Source organism: Pseudomonas sp. P4_B4 (genome assembly GCF_056402255.1).
This window is the reverse complement of the sequence record NZ_JBFUHS010000005.1, coordinates 1-22,516: the sequence shown is the minus strand read 5'-3', so window position 1 is coordinate 22,516 and position 22,516 is coordinate 1. Positions and strand designations below refer to the sequence as shown.

Genomic DNA, 22,516 nt, shown 5'->3' with positions numbered 1-22,516 from the left:
GAGTGATCCGTCAACACCGACCTGAGCCTAGCAGTTGCCGGGCGTATTGGACCCCAGCTGTATCTGTGCTGAATGTAGGTTTTTTCCTAAGCTTGTTCGATGAGCCTTGTTAAAGGCCGACTCCTGCCCGATTCAACGAGAAAACCATCATGAGCGACAACCGACAGTGGTCCCGCGAAGCGATCCGGATCATCGAAGCCGATTTCCAGCGCAGCGCCGACACCCACTTGATCCCCTTGCCGCTGCCGGGTTTTCCGGGCATCGAGTTGTACTTCAAGGATGAGTCCAGCCACCCCACGGGCAGCCTCAAGCACCGCCTGGCCCGTTCGCTGTTCCTGTATGCGCTGTGTAACGGCTGGCTCAAGCCCGGCGCGCCGGTCATTGAAGCTTCCAGCGGTTCGACGGCGATTTCTGAAGCGTATTTCGCGCGCATGCTGGACTTGCCGTTCATTGCGGTGATGCCGGCGACCACGTCCAAGGAAAAGATCGCGCAAATCGCCTTCTACGGTGGCCAAAGCCACCTGGTGGACGATCCGACCCAGATCTACGCCGAGTCCGAGCGTCTGGCGCGCGAACACGACGGGCATTTCATCGACCAGTTCACCTACGCCGAGCGTGCCACCGACTGGCGGGCGAACAACAACATTGCCGAGTCGATCTTTCAGCAGATGCGTTTCGAGCAGCATCCCGAGCCGAGCTGGCTGATTTCCAGTCCCGGCACTGGTGGCACCACGGCCACCCTGGGCCGATACGTGCGTTATCGCCAGCATTGCACCCGTGTGCTGTGTGCCGATGCCGAGCGTTCGGTGTTCTTCGATTACTACCAGACCGGCGATGCCAGCCTGCGGCTGGACCACGGCTCGCGTATCGAAGGCATTGGCCGGCCGCGCGTGGAAGCGTCGTTTCTGCCCAAGGTGATCGACGCGATGGTCAAGGTGCCGGATGCCCTGTCACTGGCGGCCATGCACTACCTGGCGGAGCGTCTGGGGCGGCATGTGGGTGGGTCGAGCGGGACCAACCTCATTGGCGCACTGATGGCCGCCCAGCATATGAAGGCGGCGGGGGAGACGGGGTCGATGGTGGCGATTCTGTGTGACAGCGGCGAGCGCTATGCCACGACCTATTACGATCAGGATTGGCTCAAGGCTCAAGGGTATGAGCTGAGTGGTTTGATGGCTGCGGTGGCAGCGACGGTGGAGCGGGGTGAGGCGCTGCCGGCGTCGGTACTGCGCGCCAATATCTGACACACAGAAGATCAAATGTGGGAGCGGCGGTGCGGCGATCCGACTTGCTCGCGAAAGCGGTGGATCAGCCAACACATATGTTGGATGTGAAACCGTCTTCGCGAGCAAGCCCGCTCCCACATTAGACTGGTATCAGGCTTCCAGGCCGAGGATATCCCGGGCCACTGCCTCGGCAATGCGAATCCCGTCAACACCCGCCGACAGAATCCCGCCCGCATAACCCGCGCCCTCACCGGCCGGGAACAAGCCCTTCACGTTCAGGCTCTGCAAAGACTCGTTACGGGTAATGCGCAGCGGTGAGGAGGTGCGGGTCTCGATGCCGGTCAACACCGCGTCGTGCAGCGAGTAACCACGAATCTGCTTCTCGAACGCTGGCAAGGCTTCGCGAATCGCTTCGATGGCGAAAGCCGGCAGTGCCAGCGCCAGATCACCCAGGGCAACACCGGGCTTGTAGGACGGCTCGACGCTGCCCAGTTCGGTGGACGGTTTGCCCGCGATAAAATCGCCGACCAGTTGCGCCGGGGCTTCGTAGTTGCTGCCGCCCAGCACGAAGGCGTGGGATTCCAGGCGTTCCTGCAGCTCGATACCGGCCAGCGGGCCGCCCGGATAATCGACTTCGGGGGTGATGCCGACGACGATGCCGGAGTTGGCATTGCGCTCGTTACGCGAGTACTGGCTCATGCCGTTGGTGACCACGCGGTTCGGCTCGGACGTCGCCGCCACCACGGTGCCGCCCGGGCACATGCAGAAGCTGTAGACCGAACGGCCGTTCTTGGCGTGATGCACCAGTTTGTAGTCGGCGGCGCCCAGTTTCGGGTGGCCGGCGTATTTGCCCAGGCGCGCACGGTCGATCAGCGACTGCGGGTGCTCGATGCGGAAACCCACCGAGAACGGCTTGGCTTCCATGAACACGCCACGGCCGTGGAGCATGCGGAAGGTGTCACGGGCGCTGTGGCCGAGGGCCAGGATCACGTGCTTGGAGTGGATCTGCTCGCCACCGTTGAGTTCGACGCCGACCAGTTGGCCATCGTCGATCAACACGTCGGTGACACGCTGCTGGAAGCGCACTTCGCCGCCGAGGGCGCGAATCTGCTCACGCATGTTTTCCACGACGCCGGTCAGACGGAACGTACCGATGTGCGGTTTGCTGACGTAGAGGATTTCTTCCGGGGCACCGGCCTTGACGAATTCGTGCAGGACTTTGCGACCAAGGAATTTCGGGTCCTTGATCTGGCTGTAGAGCTTGCCGTCGGAGAATGTCCCCGCGCCACCTTCGCCGAACTGCACGTTGGATTCCGGGTTGAGCACGCTTTTACGCCACAGGCCCCAGGTGTCCTTGGTGCGCTGGCGTACTTCGGTGCCGCGTTCGAGGATGATCGGCTTGAAGCCCATTTGCGCCAGCAGCAGCCCGGCGAAAATACCGCACGGACCGAAGCCGATGACGATCGGCCGCGCACTCAGGTCGGCCGGTGCCTGGCCTACCGCTTTGTAGCTGACATCCGGCGCCACGCTGACGTTACGGTCATCGACAAACTTGTGCAGTACCGCCGCCTCATCGCGAACTTCAAGGTCGATGGTGTAGATGAAGCACAGTTCGGAGGACTTTTTACGCGCATCGTAGCTGCGCTTGAACAAGGTGAAATCGAGCAGGTCATCGCTGGCAAGCCCTAAGCGCTGCACGATGGCAGGGCGCAGGTCTTCTTCGGGATGGTCGATCGGCAACTTGAGTTCGGTGATTCGTAACATGGCGGGATCCGGTTCGCGGGGCGCACAACTGCGCCAGGGCGTTTGAAGCCCGCGATTATAAGCCTCAAAGGCGCAGGCCCGTGAGGCTTAAACGATCAGTCGTCGCGCGATCCGCCGAAATACCCGCAGCCGCGCTGTACCTGACCGTCGATGCGCAGTTCGGCGCTCATGTGCTGGATGCTGCCGGTGCTGCTGTCGACGCAACGTTGCGGTGCAACCCACAGTTCGATGTGCTGGTTGTTGGCTTCGGTGCTGAGGTTGAAACGGCCATCGCCCAGTTGCTCCTCGACGTAAGGCACGGCCAACGGCGGCTGGCCGGCCCGGTCGAGGACCATGCCTTTGCCGCTGACTTTCACGCTCCACTCCGGGGTGTGGCCGGCGGCGCGCAGGATCATCAGCTTGAAATTCGGATCATCGCACGCGTTGCTCGAGCGCTCGACGCGGTACAACTGCTCCAGATCGAGCTGGCCGTCACCACCGCTGCCGGCCACAACCCGCCCGCGCACGTCGGCAAACAGCTTGCCCTGCTTATCCGCCAGGTTTGCGGCCTGCTGCAGGACGCTGGTACCGCCCGTGTCGTTGACCACGTAGCGGTTTGCCTGGTTACACGGCTGGAACAGCAGTTTGCCGTCTGCCGCGGTCAACTGGCCTTGCATGCGTGTCTGGCCGACATGGGAGTCGCTCTGCCGTTCACCGTCGAACAACTGGCAAGCGGCGAACAGCGGAAGCAGGGCAACGAGGACTAAGGAACGGGCAACACGCATCTTGGGGTCTCCTGACAAGTGCCGCCACGTTACTCAGGCAAGCCTGTGATCACAAGGCTTGTGTGTCAGGGATTGAGTTGCCGGGGGGGGCGTCGCAGCATAGTGGCGCAGTTGTCCAGGATCGGGCCCACTTCGGCGTGCACCAACACCTGTCCGTTTTCCCCAAACGGCTGTACGCATTGGGTGTACTGCGCGGAATCGCGGCATTGGCGGTGGTGTTCTGGCACTGGCAGCACTTCTTTTTTCAAGGGGCAGTGCCGGGTCTGCTGCAAACCGAACAGCAACCTTTCTACAGTGTGTTCTCATTGTTTTATCGGCAGGGTGGCGATGCGGTTGCGTTGTTCTTCAGCTTGTCCGGATTCATCTTTTTCTGGTTGTTCGGTCATGCCGTGGCGCGCAGAGAGCTGACCGCAAAACAGTTTTTCATCGAGCGTTTCAGCCGTATCTATCCGCTGCATCTGGCAACCTTCGGCGCTGTTGCACTGCTACAGATGGTCTACACAGGGGATACGGGAAACGCTTTTGTTTATCTGTTCAATGATGTCTATCACGGTGTGTTGAACATTTTTCTCGCCCCAGCGTGGGGATTGGAACAAGGCTGGTCTTTCAATGGCCCGGCCTGGTCGATCTCTGTTGACGTGCTGCTCTACGCGGCGTTCTTCTTGCTGTGGCGCTATTCACCTTTTCCAGCGCTGATCAGCTTTTTGTTGATCGCCGTGGCGGCCTGGATCTTTCCTGCACAGTACAAAATCACCCTTGGCGTGTTCAGTTTTTCTGCGGTGGCGTTGGTTATGTGTGGCTAGCGTGGCTGCTGCAACGGGCGCCAACACGTTGGGTGGGAGTTTGTTTGACGACAGGTTGTGCGGCGGGATGGTGGCTGTTTGGCGCTGATCAGCCGTTGATCAAGTTTGCGCTGTTGTTTCCTCTGACGATCATGACCATTGTGGCGTGTCATCAGTTGCTGGAACCGGTCGCCCGGCGTTTGGCGTGGCTGGGTGATATCAGCTACGCCTCCTATTTGCTGCACTTCCCGCTGCAAATTATCGCCGCGCTGCTGGCGGATAAATTCTTCCCGGGGCGTAGCGTCTTTTATCAACCGTGGACGTTGCTGCTGTTTTTTTTCGGTACTGATGGGTGCCAGCCTGATCTGTCATCGATGGTTCGAACGGCCGATGCAACAGTGGCTGCGACAGTTCGGGCGCGAGCGTCTGGCGAACGGTGTGATCGCTCGCCAGTAACGCGTCTGTCAGAAAGGACGGTCAGCCGACGTGAAAGGTCTGACCTGTTTGCAGGCCTTCCACGCTCTTTGCGTAGGCCAAGGCCACATCTACCGCAGGAACCGGCTTGTAGCCGCGGAAGTACGGGGCATAGCTGCCCATGGCTTCGACGAGGACAGTCGGGCTGATGGAGTTCACCCGCAGGCCGCGTGGCAGCTCGATGGCGGCGGCGCGGACAAAACTGTCCAGTGCACCGTTGACCAGCGAGGCCGAAACGCCGCTACGGATCGGATCGTGGCTGAGTACACCAGTGGTGAAGGTGAACGAAGCGCCGTCGTTGGCGAACTCGCGGCCAATCAGCAGCAAATTGACCTGGCCCATGAGCTTGTCTTTCAGGCCCAGGGCAAAGCTCTCTTCGGTCATCTCGTTGAGCGGTGCGAAGGTCACGTTGCCGGCGGCACACACCAGTGCATCGAATTTGCCGGTCTGCTCGAACAGTTTGCGTATCGAGGTGCTGTCGCTGATGTCCACCTGAAAGTCGCCGCTGGTGCGACCGATGCGGATGATTTCGTGGCGTTGCGACAGTTCCTTGTCGACGGCTGAACCGATGGTGCCGCCTGCGCCGATCAAAAGAATTTTCATGGGGACTGATCCTCGTGTGGGTTGAACGAGGTATCAGTTTAGGGTGGTTTTTTCTTCAGATAAGCGCACTAATAGGCAACCTTTGGTTTTCAAATGGAAACAATCCATGAGCGAGATGGATGACCTGGCCGCGTTCGCGGTGTTGATCGAGGCGGGGAGTTTTACCCTGGCGGCGCAGCAACTCGGTTGCAGCAAAGGCCAGCTGTCCAAGCGAATCAGCCAGTTGGAAGCGCAGTTTTCCGTGGTGTTGTTGCAACGTACCACCCGCCGCTTGAGCCTGACCGCAGCTGGCGCTGCGTTGTTGCCGCAGGCCCAGGCGCTGGTGGTGCAAGTCGAGCGGGCGCGCCAGGCCCTGGCGCGCCTGAAGGACGACATGGCCGGCCCGGTGCGGATGACAGTGCCGGTGTCGCTCGGGGAAACCTTCTTCGATGGCCTGTTGCTGGAGTTCTCCGCCAAGTATCCCCAGGTGCAGATCGAGCTGGAGCTCAACAACAGCTACCGCGAACTGTCTCGCGACGGCTTCGATCTGGCGATTCGTTCCGACGTGGCCATTGACCAGCGACTGGTGGCGCGTCCGCTGCTGGCTTGGCAAGAACTGACCTGTGCCAGCCCGGCTTACTTGGAGCAATACGGTGAACCGCAAACCCCCCAGGCGTTGGCCGAACATCGCTGCTTGCTCAACAGCCATTACAGCGGCCGCGAAGAATGGCTGTATCACCAGCAGCACGAGTTATTGCGGGTGCGGGTGTCGGGGCCGTTCGCCAGCAACCACTACAACCTGTTGAAGAAAGCCGCACTGGTCGGCGCCGGTATTGCACGTCTGCCGTCCTACTGCTTGCCAACAGAGCTGGCGGACGGGCGTTTGCGATGGCTGCTGCGCGACTATCAGACTCGCAGCATGCCGATGTACCTGGTGCATCCGTATCAGGGCGGTTTGCCCAAGCGCACGCAGGTACTGGCGGATTATTTGATTGGGTGGTTCAAGCGCAGTGGGGAGGCGCTGGATCGGCTGTGACAAAAACATCTGACACCGTATAGACCCTGTGCGAGCCTGCTCGCGAATGCGGTTCATCATTCAACATCTTTGTTGGCAGACACACCGCTTTCGCGAGCAAGCCCGCTCCCACAATGGATCTTCATTGTTAGTGAGGTTGTGGCAGGCATAAAAAACGGCCCGAAGGCCGTTTTTTGTTTACCGCAATGGCTCAACCACCGAGGTACGCTTCGCGCACTTTCGGGTCAGTCAGCAGTGCTTCACCGGTGCCTTGCATTACCACCCGGCCGTTCTCCAGCACGTAGGCACGGTCAGCGATTTTCAGCGCCTGGTTGGCGTTCTGCTCGACCAGGAACACCGTCACACCGTCCTTGCGCAGTTGTTCGATGATGTCGAAGATCTGCTGGATGATGATCGGTGCCAGGCCCAGCGACGGCTCGTCGAGCAGCAACAGCTTGGGCTTGCTCATCAGCGCACGGCCGATGGCGAGCATTTGCTGTTCACCGCCGGACATGGTGCCGCCGCGCTGGGCGAAGCGCTCTTTCAGGCGTGGGAAAAGTCCGAGAACCTTGTCCAGCTGTTCCTGATAATCGCCCTTGTCGGTGAAGAAACCACCCATGGAGAGGTTTTCTTCCACGGTCAGGCGGGAAAACACCCGGCGACCTTCCGGCACCACGGCAATGCTCTTGCGCATGATCTGCGAGGAGTCCTGGCCGATCAGTTCCTCACCCATGTAGCGGATGCTGCCGCTGTGGGCCTGCGGTGAACCGCAGAGCGTCATCAGCAGGGTCGACTTGCCGGCACCGTTGGCGCCGATCAGGGTCACGATCTCGCCCTGACGGACTTCGACGTTGACGCTGTGCAGGGCCTGGATCTTGCCGTAGAAGGTGGAAACGTTTTCGAACTGCAGCATTTACGCTTCCCCCAGGTAGGCTTTGATCACTTCAGGATTGTCGCGGATCTGTTCCGGCGTACCGTTGGCCAGGGGCGTGCCCTGGTTGATCACGACGATGTGGTCGGAAATGCTCATGACCAGTTTCATGTCGTGTTCGATCAGCAGCACGGTGACGTTGTGCTCTTCACGCAGCATGCTGATCAGCGCCTTGAGGTCCTCGGTTTCCTTCGGGTTCAGGCCGGCGGCCGGTTCGTCGAGCATGAGGATCCGAGGGCGGGTCATCATGCAGCGGGCGATTTCCAGGCGACGTTGCTGACCGTAGGCCAGGGTGCCGGCCGGACGGTTGGCGAACTCCTTGAGGTGAACCTTTTCCAGCCAATACTCGGCGTACTCCATGGCCTCGCGTTCGCTTTTGCGAAATGACGGGGTCTTGAACAGGCCGGACAAGAAGTTGGTGTTCAAGTGACGGTGCTGGGCTATCAAGAGGTTCTCGACCGCGGTCATGTCCTTGAACAGCCGCACGTTCTGGAAAGTACGCACCACGCCTTTGAGGGCGATCTTGTGGCCGGGCAGGCCCTCGATGGCCTCGCCGTCCAGCAGGATGCTGCCGCCGCTCGGCTTGTAGAAGCCGGTCAGGCAGTTGAACACGGTGGTCTTGCCGGCGCCGTTGGGCCCGATCAGTGCCACGACCTGCTTTTCCTTCACGCTCAGGGCTACGCCGTTGACCGCCAGCAAACCGCCGAAGCGCATGCTCAGATTTTCTACTTTAAGGATCTCGCGGCTCATTTACGCAGCTCCATGTGAGGACGTTGCATGGGCAGCAGACCTTGAGGACGCCAGATCATCATCAGCACCATCAAGGCACCGAACATCAACATGCGGTATTCGCTGAAGTCACGCATCAGCTCGGGCAACAGAATCATTACGACGGCCGCGAGGACCACGCCTAATTGCGAGCCCATGCCGCCCAGCACCACGATGGCGAGGATGGTGGCCGATTCGATGAAGGTGAATGACTCCGGCGTCACAAGACCCTGACGTGCGGCGAAGAAGCTACCGGCAAATCCGGCGAAGCAGGCGCCCAGGGTGAAGGCCGACAGCTTGATCACGGTCGGGTTCAGGCCCAAGGCACGGCAGGCGATTTCGTCTTCACGCAAGGCTTCCCAGGCACGGCCGATCGGCATGCGCAGCAGGCGGTTGATCACGAATAGCGCGAACAGCGCCAGCAACAGAGCCACCAGGTAGAGGAATACCACCTTGCTGACGGGGTTGTAGGTCAGGCCGAAGTACTCGTGGAAGGTCTGCATGCCTTCGGCGGCCGTTCTATCGAAGCTCAGGCCGAACAGCGACGGTTTGGGGATGTTGCTGATGCCGTTCGGTCCGCCCGTGAGGTCCGTCAGGTTACGCAGGAACAGACGGATGATCTCACCGAAGCCCAGGGTCACGATCGCCAGATAGTCACCGCGCAGACGCAGTACCGGGAAGCCCAGCAGGAAGCCGAACGTCGCAGACATCAGTCCGGCGATGGGCAGGCAGATCCAGAAGCTCAGGCCGTAGTAGTGCGACAGCAGCGCATAGCTGTAGGCGCCCACCGCGTAGAAACCGACGTAGCCCAGGTCGAGCAACCCCGCCAGACCGACCACGATGTTCAGGCCCAGACCGAGCAGTACATAGATCAGAATCAGCGTGGCGATATCCACCGCACCGCGCGAGCCGAAGAACGGCCACACCAGAGCGACCACGATCAACCCCATGATGACCCAGCGTTGGGTGCTGGGCAGGGTCATGAAGTGGCTGACCTTCGGCGAAACCAGCGAGCCTTTCGGCGCTGACTTCATCATGGTGCTCCACTGCTTGTCGAACAGCACCCGCAGGAACATCAGCACCGAACTGGCGGTGATGATGAACAGCGTGGAGGTACTGGCACCCAGTACTTCGAGGTTGATGCCGGCGATGGACAGTTTCAGACCGAGTACCGGATAGGCCACGGCCCAGACCAGCAGGGCGCTGAACAGCGCTTGTTTAAGATTCCTAGTCATACTTTCTCAATCTCCGGACGCCCCAACAGGCCGGTTGGCCGGAATAACAACACCAGAACCAGAAGGCCGAAAGCCACCACGTCCTTGTACTGGTCACCGAATATATCGGCACCGAATGCTTCCGCTACCCCCAGCACCAGACCACCGAGCATGGCGCCCGGAATGCTGCCGATGCCACCCAGTACCGCCGCGGTAAAGGCCTTGAGGCCCACCAGGAACCCGGCGTTCGGGTTGATCACGCCATACTGCATGCTGAGCAATACAGCCGCCACGGCCGCCAGGGCGGCACCGATAACGAAGGTCAGGGCGATGATGTTGTTGGTGTTGATGCCCAACAGGTTGGCCATCTTGATGTCCTCGGCACAGGCCCGGCAGGCACGTCCCAAGCGTGAACGCGAGATGAACTGGGTGAGGCAGAGCATCACCACCAGGGTCACCACGAACACCAGGATCTGCATGTAGGAAATCAGCACTTCCTGTGCTCCGCCCGGACCGAAACTGAAGCTGCCCGGAATCAGGTTGGGGATCGATTTGTCCTTGGAGTCCTGCGAGAGCAGTACGGAGTTTTGCAGGAAGATCGACATGCCGATGGCCGAGATCAGCGGGATCAGGCGGTTACTGCCCCGCAGAGGGCGGTAGGCGATCCGTTCGATGCTGTAGCCGTAGGCACTGGTTACAACGATGGTCGCCAGGAATGCGGCGGTCATCAAAAGTGGCAGAGAATGGATACCCAGCATGGCCAGTCCGGCAAGGACGATGAAGGCCACGTAGGAGCCGATCATGTAGACCTCGCCATGGGCGAAGTTGATCATTCCAATAATGCCGTAAACCATTGTGTAGCCAATGGCAATCAGGGCATAGGTGCTGCCAATGGTCAGACCATTAACCAGCTGTTGGAAGAAGTGATAGATCTCAGGCATTACAACGCTCCTAAAAACCTGATACGCATTTCACTGGTGGAGTCATGTTCCGGCCCGGGCTGTGTGGTCTGTAGCCACCTTCGCACGAGCGTTTGCCAGCGAACCGCTGGTGACGGTTTTAAGATTTTCAGGTAAGTCAGTTCCCGGATCGCGGGACTCTGACCCATTAACCTCGTAAAACAAAGCCCACTGCTTGCGCAGTGGGCTCTATTACTCACGGAGCCAGTTTACTGAGGCGAAACTTCGGTCTTTGGTTTACCGAAATGCCACTGATAAACCACGAACTTGAAGTCCTTCAGGTCGCCCTTTTCGTCGAACGACAGGTCGCCGGTCGGAGTCTTGAAGGTGCCTTTGTGAATGGCTTCAGCCACCTTGGCAGTGTCTTCGCTCTTGGCGGTCTTGATGCCTTCGGCGATCACTTCGACGGCCGAGTAGGCCGGGAACACGAACGGGCCGGTCGGGTCCTGTTTCTTGGCGGCGAACGCCTCAACCAGCGCCTTGTTGGACGGGTCCTGGTCGAAAGACTTCGGCAGGGTCACCAACAGGCCTTCGGAAGCGTCCTGGGCGATTTGCGAGATGGAGTCGTTGCCCACACCTTCAGGCCCCATGAACTTGGCGTTCAGGCCCTTTTCCTTGGATTGACGCAGGATCAGGCCCAGTTCCGGGTGGTAGCCGCCGTAGTAGACGAAGTCGACGTTGGCTTGCTTGAGCTTCTGGATGATCGAGGAGAAGTCCTTGTCACCCGCGTTGAGGCCTTCGAACACGGCAACCTTGACGCCTTTGCCTTCGAGGGTTTTCTTCACGGAAGTGGCGATGCCTTCACCGTATTGCTGTTTGTCGTGCAGCACAGCAACGATTTTCGGTTTTACGTGGTTGGCGATGTAGTTACCGGCGGCAGGGCCCTGGGCGCTGTCCAGACCGATGGTGCGAAACACCATTTTGTAACCCCGGGTGGTGATGTCCGGGCTGGTGGCAGCCGGGGTGATCATGATCACTCCTTCGTCTTCGTAGATGTCCGAAGCCGGTTGAGTGGAGCTGGAGCACAGGTGACCGACAACGAATTTCACACCATCGTTGACCACTTTGTTGGCGACGGCCACGGCTTGTTTAGGGTCGCACGCGTCGTCGTATTCCTTGACTTCGAGCATCTTGCCGTCGACACCGCCCTTGGCGTTGATCTGCTCGATGGCCATCTTGGCGCCGATGAACTGCATGTCGCCGTATTGAGTGACCGGGCCGGTTTTAGGGCCGGCGATGCCGATCTTGATGGTGTCAGCTGCGAACGAATGGCTGGCAACCCCGGCCAGAACCATAGCGGCAAACAGTTTGGAAATCTGCTTAGTAGCCTTAGTCATAGTGCTCCACTCTTACTGTTGTAGTTTTTATAGTCCTGGCGCCGTTGGCAGCAGAACCGGGTCAGATATCCACGACATCCCCCGGAAATGCCCCCCGGCAACTGTACCGGTACAGTGTAGAGCGCCGATTGTCAGCCTGGGAAGGCGGCGCCGGGGGACAAAACCTGCGAGTGTCGCTTTATTGAAAGAAAAAGACAGAATTGCGGCGGGGTGTTGAGGGGCTTATAGCCGGATTCAGTGCATTCCCTGGCTTTCCTGCGCTTTTCATTTCGGTCACTCAATTGCATCCGGGTTTTTCTGCCAGGCCACCGACGTTATCATTCGCGTCGATTTCTTTTCCGGACAGTCCCATGAATCAAGAACCTAGCACCCTCTATGCCAAGCTGCTTGGTGAAACCGCATCTATTACCTGGAAAGAGCTGGAGCCGTTCTTCGCCAAGGGTGCCCTATTGTGGGTCGATCCCGGCCTGGATTTGATCGCCGCCGCCGAGGCTGTGGCCCAGGATGAAGGGGAGAAAGTGGCTGCCTGGCTGGCCGCTGACAAGCTCGCCAAACTGTCTGAAACGCGGGCGCTGGATCTTTTTGAACGTGATCCGCAGTTGTGGGCCGTGGTTGTTTCGCCGTGGATTCTGGTCCAGGAAAGGGTGCAGGCTTAAAAGGTTGCACCTGATTGGTGCGGTCCTTTCAAGGAAAAAGTGTGTAGCCGAGTAGCGTGATGGCATGTTGCCGTAGAGAAAGGCCACAGCTTCACGGTGACGTAAACGTAACGGGAACAGTTGGGAGGGCAACTGAACGTTTGCTCAATTGTTTCTGGATGTTGAATTGCGGTGATTGTGAGGCCGCCTTCGCGAGCAGGCTCGCTCCCACAGGGATCGCATTCTTCCAGAGGGAACACGGTCAACTGTGGGAGTGAGCCTGCTCGCGATAGGGGCGACGAGTTTTCGCGTCTTATTAAGCCGTCTTGCCCGTATGGTTATTCAGCGAAATGACCTTGGTCTTGCCAATGCGGTGACGGTAGATCTCGCGCAGGTACTTGATCGATTTTTTCACGCAATCCCGGGACAGGCGGATGTCGTTGATCGAGACAAATTTTTCCTTGTCGTTGATCAGCTCACGGTACTTCTTCTCGTACATCGGCTTGATCGCGTACCAGTTGGTATCGAGGATCTTCGCCGGGTTCTCGAATTCGTTGAGCAGTTCGTCGATCCGGTCTTCGTCGAACTGTTCGTTGATGATGAAGTCCAGGATCGAGTTGTCCAGGGTCTCGTCGAAGCGGTACGGGTTTTTCGCGAAGCAACGCTTGATGAAGGCCACGATCAGCGTCAGAAAATCGTCCGACAGGCACGGGCTCTTGGCGATCAGTGTGGTCAGCGACAGGTTGGCCGAGGCACCGATCACCAGCGCGTAGCGCTTGAGCGTGGTGTTGGGGAACAGACTGTTGAGGTGCGTCTTCAGCCGGTTCAAATCCATGTAGGACAGCTTGTAGTCCTTCGGCAAGGAAACGATCGACACCACCGACGAGCAATTCTTGAAGAAGTGCAGGTCGTGCAGGGCCGCCGCGTCGTAACCCGAGTTCTTGTACTGCTCCAGCGACGCGCGATAGCGCTTGGATTCGATCGGCAACAGGCTGATGCCTTCGATGGCCTGGGTGACCTTGTTGAAGTGCGGCAGGTCGATCGAACGGAAGAACAGGTCATCAATATTCAGGCGCTGCGGCTCTTTCTCGAACACCTTGAACTTGTCGCTGCTCGGCGGCGGGGTTTCCGGCACCACGGACTCGGCGTAGGCAATCGCCACCGGGCCGGCCAGGCTCATGAACAGGTCGTTGGCGTCCAGGCGGATGGTTTCGCCGATGTCGATGCCGGCGCGACGGAAATAGTTCTGGTCGTAGTCGGTGGTCACCGCCTGGGCCGTCAGAATGTTGAAGATCTGCTGCGAGATGTATTGGTTGGCGTGCTTTTCCATGGCATTGACATCGATGTTCTGGATATTGCCGTCATCGTTCTCTTCGGCGTAACGCATGATGTCGTTGGAGATCAGCATCATCGCGTTCCATGGGCGGATGCGGCCCATGACGCTGGCTTCGCTGCTGTCTTCGTTGGCAAAGTTGTAGGAGAAGTCCCACTCTTCCGACAGGTATTTGCACAGCAGGCGGCCGGCGTTGATGTGCAGCGCCTCGGACATTTCACTGCGGTGATCGGAAATGTTCGGCAGTACACAGATGCCACTGGTGAAAATCGGTTCGAAGACGAAGGAGTGGCCGCTCTTGCTGTCGTGCTCGTCCATCGGTTTGGTGTCGAACGTCTTGTTCATGTACGAATGCTGCTGGGCCAGGCCGAATTCCGAGGCCATGCCCGAGCCGGTACCGCCGCCGGCACTGAAGATCGAGAAGTACAGGCGCGACTGGTTGGCCTTGATGCCGCAGCTGTCGATCAGGTACGAGTGAATCATTTTCCAGTCAGGGCTGGAGAAACGCTGGGTGTCCTTGTTCAGGATGATCTTGGCCAGGTACTGGCCGAGGATCGGTGCGTTACCGGCACCACCGGCGTGGACTTCCGACAGGTCCATGATTTTCATCTTGCTGTAGTCGCGCAGGAAGCCGCTTTTTTCGCCCTTGCGCGAGAAGCGGATGCGTCCGGCGATGTCTTTGTCCAGGTCGCCGAGCATCACCAGCGGCTCGACCAGAAACACCGGTTTGGTGTTTTTGTTCTGGCCCAGGCGCAGGTTGTTGCGGATCCACTGGGCCGGGCTGTAGCCCTTTTCGGCAAAACGCTTGTCCGGCGACAGGCGATCTTCGTTGTTGAATTCGTTGAGGTAGAACTTGCGGGCGTTGTACACCAGCTCCGCCACGTCCAGCGCAATGTTCGAGCCGCAGCGGCCCAGGCCGATCAGGCACACCGACGGGAATTCCTGATCGTTGTGCTGTTCGCTGTCGCCTTCCAGATGCGGTGCGCGCGGGAACACCACGTCGCGCAGGCCGTCGAGGTTGTCGAGGATGCGGTCGGTGTTGGTTTCGGTAAAGTACAGGTATTGCTGGGTCGCCAACGGGCGGGATTGAATCAATGGCTTCGGTGATGACGGGCCGTTGGCCGCGGGGCTCAACGTCAGATCGGTTACTGCAGTGGCCGGGTTGTTTTTAGAAGTCATGGTTCGCCATCTACCTGGGCTGATTGGTTGGCCGACTCGCTGTCGTCGAACCGTCACGGAATAGAATCGCGTCTTTTTTCAGCGCGTACCTGGACCATGCCTTGGTCTTTAGCCTGAGCTTCACTCGGGGTGAATCCTTTCCTAAGTCATGATGAATCGGCCAATATTCGGTGATCTTTAATCAAGAAGAGGCAAAATGATGTCAACGCTACCTTCGCTAGGGTTTGCCGGGATCGGCCTGATGGGGCTGCCAATGTGCCGGCACCTGCTGGCCGCGGGTTATCCGCTGGCGGTATGGAATCGCAATCCGGAGAAGTGCAAGCCGCTGGTAGAGGCAGGCGCCCGCCAGGTCGCCAGCCCGGCCGAACTGTGCCAGCACGCTGACGTGGTGATGCTGTGCCTGGCGGATACGTCGGTGGTACGCGAGGTAGTGTTTGGTCCGGCAGGCATTATCGAGGGGGCGAAAAAAGGCCAGTTACTGGTGGATTTTTCCAGCCTGGAGCCCAACGCCACGCGGGAAATGGCCGCAGAACTCGCCGCTAAAACCGACATGGGCTGGCTCGACACGCCGGTATCCGGTGGCGTGGTTGGGGCTGAAGCCGGGAGCCTCGCAATCATGGTGGGTGGTGATGTGCAGGATCTGGAACGGGTCCGGCCCGTGCTGTTGAACCTGGGGCAACGTGTGACACACATGGGCGGCGTCGGGGCAGGGCAGGTGACCAAGGCGTGCAACCAGATGATCGTCGCCTGCAATGCCTTGGTGATTGCCGAAGTGGTCGCGCTGGCGGAGCGTTCCGGGGTTGATGCCAGCCTGATCGCCGAAGCGCTGGCCGGCGGCTTTGCCGATTCGAAACCCTTGCAGATCCTCGCCCCGCAGATGGCGGAAAACCGTTTCGAGCCGGTTAAGTGGCACGTGCGCACTTTACTCAAGGATCTGGATACAGCAGTGAAGTTTTCCCGTGAGCAAGGCTCGGCGACACCGATCAGTGGTCTGGCCGCGCAATTGATGCGCCTGCATGGGAGTCAGGGTTTTTTGGAGAAAGACCCGTCTACATTAGTGCAGATGTACCGTGAGCCAGGCTCAGCGTCGTGACGGTGTAGGCGTGCTTGCGCTGGTTGATTTCGTTCAGTACCGGATGCAACTCGGCCAGTGGCACTGGCCGGCTCAGCAGGGATGAGTAGCCGGGCCGAAGTCATCGATTGGCGCTATTACTCAGGCGATTTGCTTCTGAGGCGTCTCGAATGCGGGTTGCAGGGCCGGCAAGCCGAAAGCGGCACGGGCCGCGTCGCAATCGGGATTGGCCAGGCCATCGCCCCAGGAAGCCTCGAACTCCCGACAGGTGCTGGAGCGTTTTTCGTAAATCGAGCATTGCACTGTACTGCCCACGTCTCCCACCAGACTGGTGCAGCGTACGGGTTTGCAGCCGGTGCCGAGCATCGCGACCCGACTGGGGCTGATCTGTTCGACAAGCTCATCGGGTACCGTCCCTCCGGACGAGGCGCATTCACCCCAGAAAAATGACACGCGAAAATGAGAACAGCAGGCACCGCAATTCAGACACGGACTGGCTTCGGACATGGGCGATTATCGTAAGGAGGAGTGGAGACACAGGGGGAAACAAGGTCGCTATTCTAGGCTTCGCTAACGGCTTGGGAAGGGGGAGTGAAAGGTATTTTTCATCGGCCGGACGGACTGCGAAATACCCGCCCGGCGAAAGCTCCTACAGGGTGCGCCCCATGGGTTGGTATCAGCCTGGCGAATAATGAAAGACAGTCGTGGTCGGCCTGTCTAGATTGCAAAGTCCGGGGGCAGTGACGCCCCAATAACAATAAAAGAGACGGACCCATGCAGAACTCGACCCAAGCGGCCAATGCCTGGCGCATTCTGTTCCTGTTGTTCCTGGCCAACCTGTTCAATTTTTTCGACCGCACCATCCCGGCCATCATCATCGAGCCCATTCGCATGGAATGGCACCTCAGTGATTTCCAGTTGGGGATCATCGGGACGGCATTCACCATCGTCTACGCCATTGCCGGCTTGCCGCTGGGGCGCATGGCCGATACCGGTTCGCGGAGCAAACTGATGGGCTGGGGGCTGGCGGTGTGGAGCGGGTTGACCGCCGTCAACGGCATGGTGGGCAGTTTCTGGAGCTTCCTGATCGTGCGCATGGGCATCGGCATCGGCGAAGCCAGTTACGCGCCAGCCGCCAACTCGCTGATCGGCGACTTGTTTCCGGCTCACCGCCGGGCGCGGGCCATGGGGATCTTCATGCTGGGGCTGCCATTGGGGCTGTTGCTGGCGTTCTTCACCATCGGCGCGATGGTCAAGGCCTTCGATAGCTGGCGCGCGCCGTTCTTTATCGCGGCGGTGCCCGGGCTGATCCTGGCGATCTTCATGTTTTTCATCAAGGAACCGAAGCGCGGCGCCGCCGAGAGCGTTCAGGTTTCGCAGGAAAAGATCGATCGGCCGATCCGTCGGGTATTGGCTGTGCCAACCTTCCTGTGGTTGGTGATGGCCGGCCTGTGTTTCAACTTCGCCACCTATGCCTGCAACTCGTTTCTGGTGCCGATGCTGCAACGCTATTTCCTCATGCCGTTGCAGGATGCCGCGGTCGCCACCGGGGTTATTGTCGGTGTGACCGGGCTGTTCGGCCTGACCCTGGGTGGCTGGATCGCGGACAAGATTCACCAGCGGGTCGCCAACGGGCGACTGTTGTTTGCCGCCTTCAGCCTGGTGATTTCGACGGTTTGCACCGCGTGGGCGCTGCATTCCGGGCGAATCGAGATCGGTGTGTTCGTCGCCGTGTTCAGTCTCGGTTGGCTGTTCGCCTACAACTTCTATACTTGCGTGTACACGGCGATTCAGGATGTGGTCGAGCCGCGGTTGCGGGCAACGGCGATGGCGCTGTTCTTCGCCGGGCTGTACCTGTTGGGCGGTGGCCTGGGACCGGTGGTGGTCGGAGCCTTGTCGGATCACTTCGCCCACACGGCGATGCTCGCGGCGGGTGCGCAACAGATGACTGAGGCGTTTAAAGCGGTCGGCCTGCATGACGCGATGTATCTGATTCCGGTGGCGCTGTTGTTCACCGTGCTGTTTCTGTTCCTGGCTTCGCGGTGTTTCGTGCGCGATGCCAAGCGGATGAAGGAAGGGTTGGTGGCGGTGAGTGAGCCTGAAGGTTCTGCGGTGACTGCTTAACTGCTATCGCGAGCCTGCTCGCGAAGGGGCCATGAGCATCACAACAAAAACCAGATAAACAAAAAGGCCCGCATCGCTGCGGGCCTTCTTTTTATACCGGTGGAGGAGCGGTATTAACCCGCCACCAACACCCGAATCGCTTCCAGTCGCAGCGCAGCCTTGTCGAGCATGGCCAGGCCTTGCTCGCGTTGTTTGCGCAGGGCCACCAGTTCGCTATCGCGCACGGTCGGGTTGACCGCTTGCAACGCGGTCAAGCGCGCAAGTTCTTCCTCGGTATCGGCGGCCAGGCGACGCTGCGCCTCGGCGACACGCTCAGTGTGGCGCGGCAGGATCTTCGCCTCACCGGCATTGATCCGCGGCGTCAGTTGGTCACGCTGGGCCTGGATGAACTTGTTGGCGCTGGCACGTGGCACGCTTTCGAGCTGATCGTTCAAGGTTTCGAATGACACGCGGGCCGACAGGTCGTTGCCATTGGTATCGAGCAGGCAGCGCAGGGCGGCCGGTGGCAGGTAGCGGCCCAGTTGCAGTGAGCGTGGGGCAACCACTTCGCTGACATACAACAGTTCCAGCAACACGGTGCCCGGCTTCAGCGCCTTGTTCTTGATCAGCGCCACGGCGGTGTTGCCCATGGAGCCGGACAGCACCAGGTCCATGCCGCCCTGAACCATCGGGTGCTCCCAGGTGATGAACTGCATGTCTTCGCGAGACAGCGCCTGGTTACGGTCGTAGGTGATGGTCACGCCTTCGTCGTCGCCCAGCGGGAAGCTGGCGTCGAGCATTTTTTCGCTCGGCTTGAGGATCAGCGCGTTCTCCGAATGGTCTTCGCTGTCGATGCCGAAGGCGTCGAACAGGGTTTCCATGTAGATCGGCAGCGCGAACTGATCGTCTTGCTCAAGGATATCTTCCACCAGCGCATCGCCTTCGCCCGCGCCACCGGAGTTCAGCTCCAGCAAACGGTCACGACCAGTGTGCAATTCGACTTCCAGACGCTCACGCTCGGTGCGGGCTTCGTCGATCAGCGCTTGCCACTCGCCATCGTCGGCTTCTTCGAGCAGCGGCAGCAGGCGCGGGCCGAACTGGTGCTGTAAGGCGTTGCCGGTCGGGCAGGTGTTGAGGAATGCGTTCAGTGCTTCGTGGTACCACTGGAACAGGCGCTCTTGCGGGCTGGTTTCCAGGTACGGCACGTGCAGTTCGATGATGTGCTTCTGGCCGATCCGGTCCAGACGACCGATGCGTTGTTCCAGTAGGTCCGGGTGGGACGGCAGGTCGAACAGCACCAGGTGATGGGAGAACTGGAAGTTGCGACCTTCACTGCCGATTTCCGAGCAAATCAGCACTTGCGCACCAAACTCTTCGTCGGCGAAGTAGGCGGCGGCGCGGTCACGCTCGAGGATGTTCATGCCCTCATGGAACACCGTGGCCGGGATGCCGGAACGCACGCGCAGGGCGTCTTCCAGGTCCATGGCGGTTTCGGCGTGGGCGCAGATCACCAGTACTTTGGTGCGCTTGAGCATCTTCAGTTGATCGATCAGCCACTCGACACGCGGGTCGAACTTCCACCAGCGTTCTTCTTCGCTGGCGTCCGGTTGGGCCTGGAAGCTGACTTCCGGGTACAGCTCGGCGTGATCGCCCAGCGGCAGTTCGAGGTATTCGTCCGGGCACGGCAGCGGGTACGGATGCAGCTTGCGCTCCGGGAACCCCTGCACGGCAGCGCGGGTATTGCGGAACAGCACGCGGCCGGTGCCGTGGCGGTCGAGCAATTCACGCACCAGGCGCGCGCTGGCTTCGGTGTCGCCATCGTTGACGGCGGCCAGCAGGGCTTCGCCTTCGTTGCCGAGGAAACCGTGGATGGTCTTGTGGGCTTGCGGCGAAAGGCGCCCCTTGTCCAGCAACTCCTGAACGGCTTCAGCCACCGGGCGATAGTTTTCGCTCTCGGCGCGGAAGGCTTGCAGGTCGTGGAAACGGTTCGGGTCGAGCAGGCGCAGACGGGCGAAGTGACTGTCCTGGCCCAGTTGTTCCGGGGTGGCGGTCAACAGCAGAACACCGGGAATGGTTTCGGCGAGTTGCTCGACCAGGGAATACTCAGGGCTGACCTGGTCTTCGTGCCACACCAGGTGGTGAGCTTCGTCGACCACCAGCAAGTCCCAGCCCGCCGCGAACAGCGCGTCCTGGGCTTTCTCGTCGTCCACCAGCCACTCAAGCGCGACCAGCGCGAGCTGGGTGTCTTCGAACGGATTGCTGGCATCGCTTTCGATGAAGCGCTCTTCGTCGAACAGCGCAACCTGCAGGTTGAAGCGGCGGCGCATCTCGACCAGCCACTGGTGCTGCAGGTTTTCCGGAACCAGGATCAGCACGCGGTTGGCGCGGCCCGAGAGCAATTGGCGATGGATCACCAGGCCGGCTTCGATGGTTTTACCCAGGCCCACTTCGTCGGCCAGCAGAACCCGTGGCGCGATACGGTCGGCGACTTCGCGGGCAATGTGCAACTGGTGCGCGATGGGTTGCGCACGCACACCGCCCAGACCCCACAGCGAGGACTGCAACTGACGGCTGGTGTGTTCCAGTGTGTGATAACGCAGGGAGAACCAGGCCAACGGGTCGATCTGGCCGGCGAACAGACGGTCGCTGGCCAGGCGGAACTGAATGAAGTTCGACAGTTGGGTTTCCGGCAGGGTGACCACTTCGTTCTGCCCGTTGAGGCCGTGGTAAACCAACAGGCCATCAACGTCATCGACTTCGCGGACGGTCAGCTTCCAGCCTTCGAAGTGAGTGATGGAGTCACCCGGCGAAAACCGCACACGGGTGAGGGGCGCATTCCTTAGCGCGTACTGGCGAGTGTCGCCAGTGGCCGGATAGAGCACGGTCAACAAGCGGCCGTCCTGTGCCAGAACGGTGCCTAAACCCAGCTCGGCTTCGCTGTCACTGATCCAGCGTTGCCCCGGTTGATACTGCTGCGCCATGCTGCCTGACTCCCACCTGAAAAAGCGGGCTATCTTAACGGAATGAGGGCTTCAGGGCCAAAGGACTCTCAGAAAAACTCACAGTCATACGTTAGTCCACCTGTGCATGACGCGCCGCTCGGTGCACTAATGAGTGCCAAATGAGTCACAGTTTGCGACCGATGGCTCAAGTCGCCATCCCCGCAGCCGACAGCCTGCCGACAGGAGACTGAAAACCATGCTGCCACCGATGCTCCCCCTGAGTGCCGTGCCGATCACTTCACAGACCGACCCGATCCGTCAGCGCCCGGATATTCCACCGGTGGTGCCGGTGCAGGAAAGCTCCAGTGAAAGCACCATCGACCTGCAAAAGCGCAATCCTGAAGAGGACGGGTTAGTGCTGCGCGAGGAACAGCGGCGCAGGCAGGAGCAGGAACGGCGCCGCCGTGAAGCCGACAATGACCCCGAGGCGCACCTGGCGATTCCCGGGGATGAACTCAATGCCGACAACACCGTGCCGGTGGCGCCGCTGATGGAAGATCAGCCGCGGCAGGGGCTGTGGGTCGATATCGAGATTTGAGCGCAGGCTGGTCAGCGCGACCGTCAGGCCGCATTATTGGGGCAGGGTTGCCGAAATATACGGCGGCTTAAACTCATTTCAAGCGATGCACTGACCGCCATGAGCCAAGACGACAAACTGATTGACCTCAATGCTGAGCGCGCCAAGCGTGTTCATGACCTCAATGACAAGCGGCTCAATGAAGTTCGCCAGGCGTTCGAGCAGGCCATGCCGTTGGGCAAGGCCAAAAAAAAGCCGAAAAACAAACCGAAAAAACGCTGAAATCCCCCGCATTCATTGATGTGGGTCAAATTTTTCCCTTCCTCTTGCCCAGTCTCGGGCGACATTGATCCCGGTCAATATTCTCTCCTGCCCGTTTGGTTAACTTAGCCCTATCGCAACAGGGCAGGTACAGGAGACGCGTCATGTTTTTCGACAACGTGGTGATCGCCGGAGTGCTGACTGTCGGCCTCATGTTTGTATTTTTTGCAGGGTTCGGACTTTTTATCTGGAAGGATTCGCACAAGCGGAAGTAACCGCAGTTCTTTCTGGATGTAATGAGCACGCAAGGCATTTTGGGCAACTTCGGTTGCCCTTTTTTTGTGCGCCCAGCATGGGCGCAATCTTGCGGGTGAAAGTCCCGTCGTAAGCTGACCACAGCGAACGAAGTGAAGCGCAACTGCATGAGGGCGACCGAGTGTGGGGAGGAAGCGTGAATCGAAACCGCGAGCCGATGGACAAGAACCGGATATAAGGCGAAGCCGATCAGGGCGAGCGAGCAAAAGATCGCGAAGCTCTTGTGGTCAAGGATCAGGCTGCGTAAATCCAGGCTGCGTAAATCCGGCGGTTGTGCGGGGAA

At 59.6% G+C, this 22,516-nt stretch carries 20 protein-coding genes; 9 read left to right on the top strand and 11 right to left on the bottom strand.

Going from position 1 to position 22,516, the window contains the following annotated elements; genetic code table 11:
* Positions 1 to 146: 146 nt before the first annotated feature.
* Positions 147 to 1,244: a PLP-dependent cysteine synthase family protein gene (locus AC1DVE_RS07770; protein WP_223534257.1), complete on the top strand. Its 1,098-nt coding sequence runs from the start codon at positions 147 to 149 to the stop codon at positions 1,242 to 1,244.
* 132 nt (positions 1,245 to 1,376) lie between these two features.
* Here the strand turns inward: AC1DVE_RS07770 and AC1DVE_RS07765 are convergent, their stop codons facing one another.
* Complete coding sequence (locus AC1DVE_RS07765) at positions 1,377 to 2,990, bottom strand: NAD(P)/FAD-dependent oxidoreductase (protein ID WP_223460737.1); 1,614 nt, start codon at positions 2,988 to 2,990, stop codon at positions 1,377 to 1,379.
* 95 nt (positions 2,991 to 3,085) lie between these two features.
* Positions 3,086 to 3,754 (bottom strand): COG3650 family protein, encoded by a 669-nt coding sequence (locus AC1DVE_RS07760; protein WP_223460739.1) that lies wholly within the window; start codon positions 3,752 to 3,754, stop codon positions 3,086 to 3,088.
* 137 nt (positions 3,755 to 3,891) lie between these two features.
* Here AC1DVE_RS07760 and AC1DVE_RS07755 point away from each other — a divergent pair, with 137 nt between their 5' ends.
* Positions 3,892 to 4,557 carry an acyltransferase family protein gene (locus AC1DVE_RS07755; protein ID WP_223460741.1) on the top strand — a complete coding sequence of 222 codons (666 nt, stop codon included), beginning with the start codon at positions 3,892 to 3,894 and terminating at the stop codon, positions 4,555 to 4,557.
* Positions 4,558 to 5,013: 456 nt separating this feature from the next.
* Here the strand turns inward: AC1DVE_RS07755 and AC1DVE_RS07750 are convergent, their stop codons facing one another.
* Positions 5,014 to 5,613 carry a short chain dehydrogenase gene (locus AC1DVE_RS07750; RefSeq protein ID WP_223460743.1) on the bottom strand — a complete coding sequence of 200 codons (600 nt, stop codon included), beginning with the start codon at positions 5,611 to 5,613 and terminating at the stop codon, positions 5,014 to 5,016.
* A gap of 106 nt (positions 5,614 to 5,719) precedes the next feature.
* Here AC1DVE_RS07750 and AC1DVE_RS07745 point away from each other — a divergent pair, with 106 nt between their 5' ends.
* The gene (locus AC1DVE_RS07745) at positions 5,720 to 6,628 is read left to right on the top strand and encodes a LysR family transcriptional regulator (RefSeq protein WP_150754151.1); all 909 of its coding nucleotides are present in this window, start codon (positions 5,720 to 5,722) and stop codon (positions 6,626 to 6,628) included.
* 190 nt (positions 6,629 to 6,818) lie between these two features.
* Here AC1DVE_RS07745 and AC1DVE_RS07740 read toward each other — a convergent pair whose 3' ends face one another.
* The 5 genes from AC1DVE_RS07740 to AC1DVE_RS07720 all read right to left on the bottom strand — a co-directional run bounded on the left by AC1DVE_RS07740 (position 6,819) and on the right by AC1DVE_RS07720 (position 11,816).
* Entirely contained in the window at positions 6,819 to 7,520 is a 702-nt protein-coding gene (locus tag AC1DVE_RS07740; protein WP_223460747.1) for an ABC transporter ATP-binding protein, read from the bottom strand.
* A complete protein-coding gene (livG, locus tag AC1DVE_RS07735; RefSeq protein ID WP_223460749.1) occupies positions 7,521 to 8,288 on the bottom strand; it encodes a high-affinity branched-chain amino acid ABC transporter ATP-binding protein LivG in 768 nt (255 codons plus the stop codon).
* On the bottom strand, positions 8,285 to 9,541 hold the full coding sequence (locus AC1DVE_RS07730; protein ID WP_046043981.1) for a high-affinity branched-chain amino acid ABC transporter permease LivM: 1,257 nt from the start codon (positions 9,539 to 9,541) through the stop codon (positions 8,285 to 8,287). Before AC1DVE_RS07730 ends, livG begins: the two co-directional genes overlap by 4 nt.
* Entirely contained in the window at positions 9,538 to 10,461 is a 924-nt protein-coding gene (livH, locus tag AC1DVE_RS07725; protein WP_046043982.1) for a high-affinity branched-chain amino acid ABC transporter permease LivH, read from the bottom strand. Before livH ends, AC1DVE_RS07730 begins: the two co-directional genes overlap by 4 nt.
* Positions 10,462 to 10,688: 227 nt before the next feature.
* Positions 10,689 to 11,816 carry a branched-chain amino acid ABC transporter substrate-binding protein gene (locus tag AC1DVE_RS07720; protein ID WP_223460751.1) on the bottom strand — a complete coding sequence of 376 codons (1,128 nt, stop codon included), beginning with the start codon at positions 11,814 to 11,816 and terminating at the stop codon, positions 10,689 to 10,691.
* A gap of 350 nt (positions 11,817 to 12,166) precedes the next feature.
* Here AC1DVE_RS07720 and AC1DVE_RS07715 point away from each other — a divergent pair, with 350 nt between their 5' ends.
* Positions 12,167 to 12,472, top strand: a complete 306-nt coding sequence (locus AC1DVE_RS07715; RefSeq protein ID WP_223460753.1) for a DUF2288 domain-containing protein — start codon at positions 12,167 to 12,169, stop codon at positions 12,470 to 12,472.
* Between the two features lie 295 nt (positions 12,473 to 12,767).
* Here AC1DVE_RS07715 and AC1DVE_RS07710 read toward each other — a convergent pair whose 3' ends face one another.
* On the bottom strand, positions 12,768 to 14,963 hold the full coding sequence (locus tag AC1DVE_RS07710; RefSeq protein WP_223534206.1) for a hypothetical protein: 2,196 nt from the start codon (positions 14,961 to 14,963) through the stop codon (positions 12,768 to 12,770).
* A 196-nt stretch (positions 14,964 to 15,159) separates the two neighbouring features.
* Here AC1DVE_RS07710 and AC1DVE_RS07705 point away from each other — a divergent pair, with 196 nt between their 5' ends.
* On the top strand, positions 15,160 to 16,056 hold the full coding sequence (locus tag AC1DVE_RS07705; RefSeq protein ID WP_223460757.1) for an NAD(P)-dependent oxidoreductase: 897 nt from the start codon (positions 15,160 to 15,162) through the stop codon (positions 16,054 to 16,056).
* Positions 16,057 to 16,176: 120 nt separating this feature from the next.
* Here the strand turns inward: AC1DVE_RS07705 and AC1DVE_RS07700 are convergent, their stop codons facing one another.
* Positions 16,177 to 16,542, bottom strand: a complete 366-nt coding sequence (locus AC1DVE_RS07700; RefSeq protein ID WP_223460759.1) for a YkgJ family cysteine cluster protein — start codon at positions 16,540 to 16,542, stop codon at positions 16,177 to 16,179.
* Between the two features lie 267 nt (positions 16,543 to 16,809).
* Here AC1DVE_RS07700 and AC1DVE_RS07695 point away from each other — a divergent pair, with 267 nt between their 5' ends.
* Positions 16,810 to 18,159 carry a spinster family MFS transporter gene (locus AC1DVE_RS07695; protein WP_223460761.1) on the top strand — a complete coding sequence of 450 codons (1,350 nt, stop codon included), beginning with the start codon at positions 16,810 to 16,812 and terminating at the stop codon, positions 18,157 to 18,159.
* Positions 18,160 to 18,272: 113 nt separating this feature from the next.
* Here AC1DVE_RS07695 and rapA read toward each other — a convergent pair whose 3' ends face one another.
* Entirely contained in the window at positions 18,273 to 21,119 is a 2,847-nt protein-coding gene (rapA, locus tag AC1DVE_RS07690) for an RNA polymerase-associated protein RapA (RefSeq protein WP_046043996.1), read from the bottom strand.
* 217 nt (positions 21,120 to 21,336) lie between these two features.
* Between rapA and AC1DVE_RS07685 the strand changes: the two genes are divergently transcribed.
* The 3 genes from AC1DVE_RS07685 (at position 21,337) to ccoM (ending at position 22,193) form a co-directional block, all read left to right on the top strand.
* Positions 21,337 to 21,678 carry a hypothetical protein gene (locus AC1DVE_RS07685; RefSeq protein WP_007998360.1) on the top strand — a complete coding sequence of 114 codons (342 nt, stop codon included), beginning with the start codon at positions 21,337 to 21,339 and terminating at the stop codon, positions 21,676 to 21,678.
* Positions 21,679 to 21,777: 99 nt separating this feature from the next.
* Positions 21,778 to 21,939 (top strand): hypothetical protein, encoded by a 162-nt coding sequence (locus tag AC1DVE_RS07680; RefSeq protein ID WP_008016476.1) that lies wholly within the window; start codon positions 21,778 to 21,780, stop codon positions 21,937 to 21,939.
* 143 nt (positions 21,940 to 22,082) lie between these two features.
* The gene (gene ccoM, locus AC1DVE_RS07675; RefSeq protein ID WP_310056553.1) at positions 22,083 to 22,193 is read left to right on the top strand and encodes a cytochrome c oxidase subunit CcoM; all 111 of its coding nucleotides are present in this window, start codon (positions 22,083 to 22,085) and stop codon (positions 22,191 to 22,193) included.
* Positions 22,194 to 22,516 lie beyond the last annotated feature (323 nt).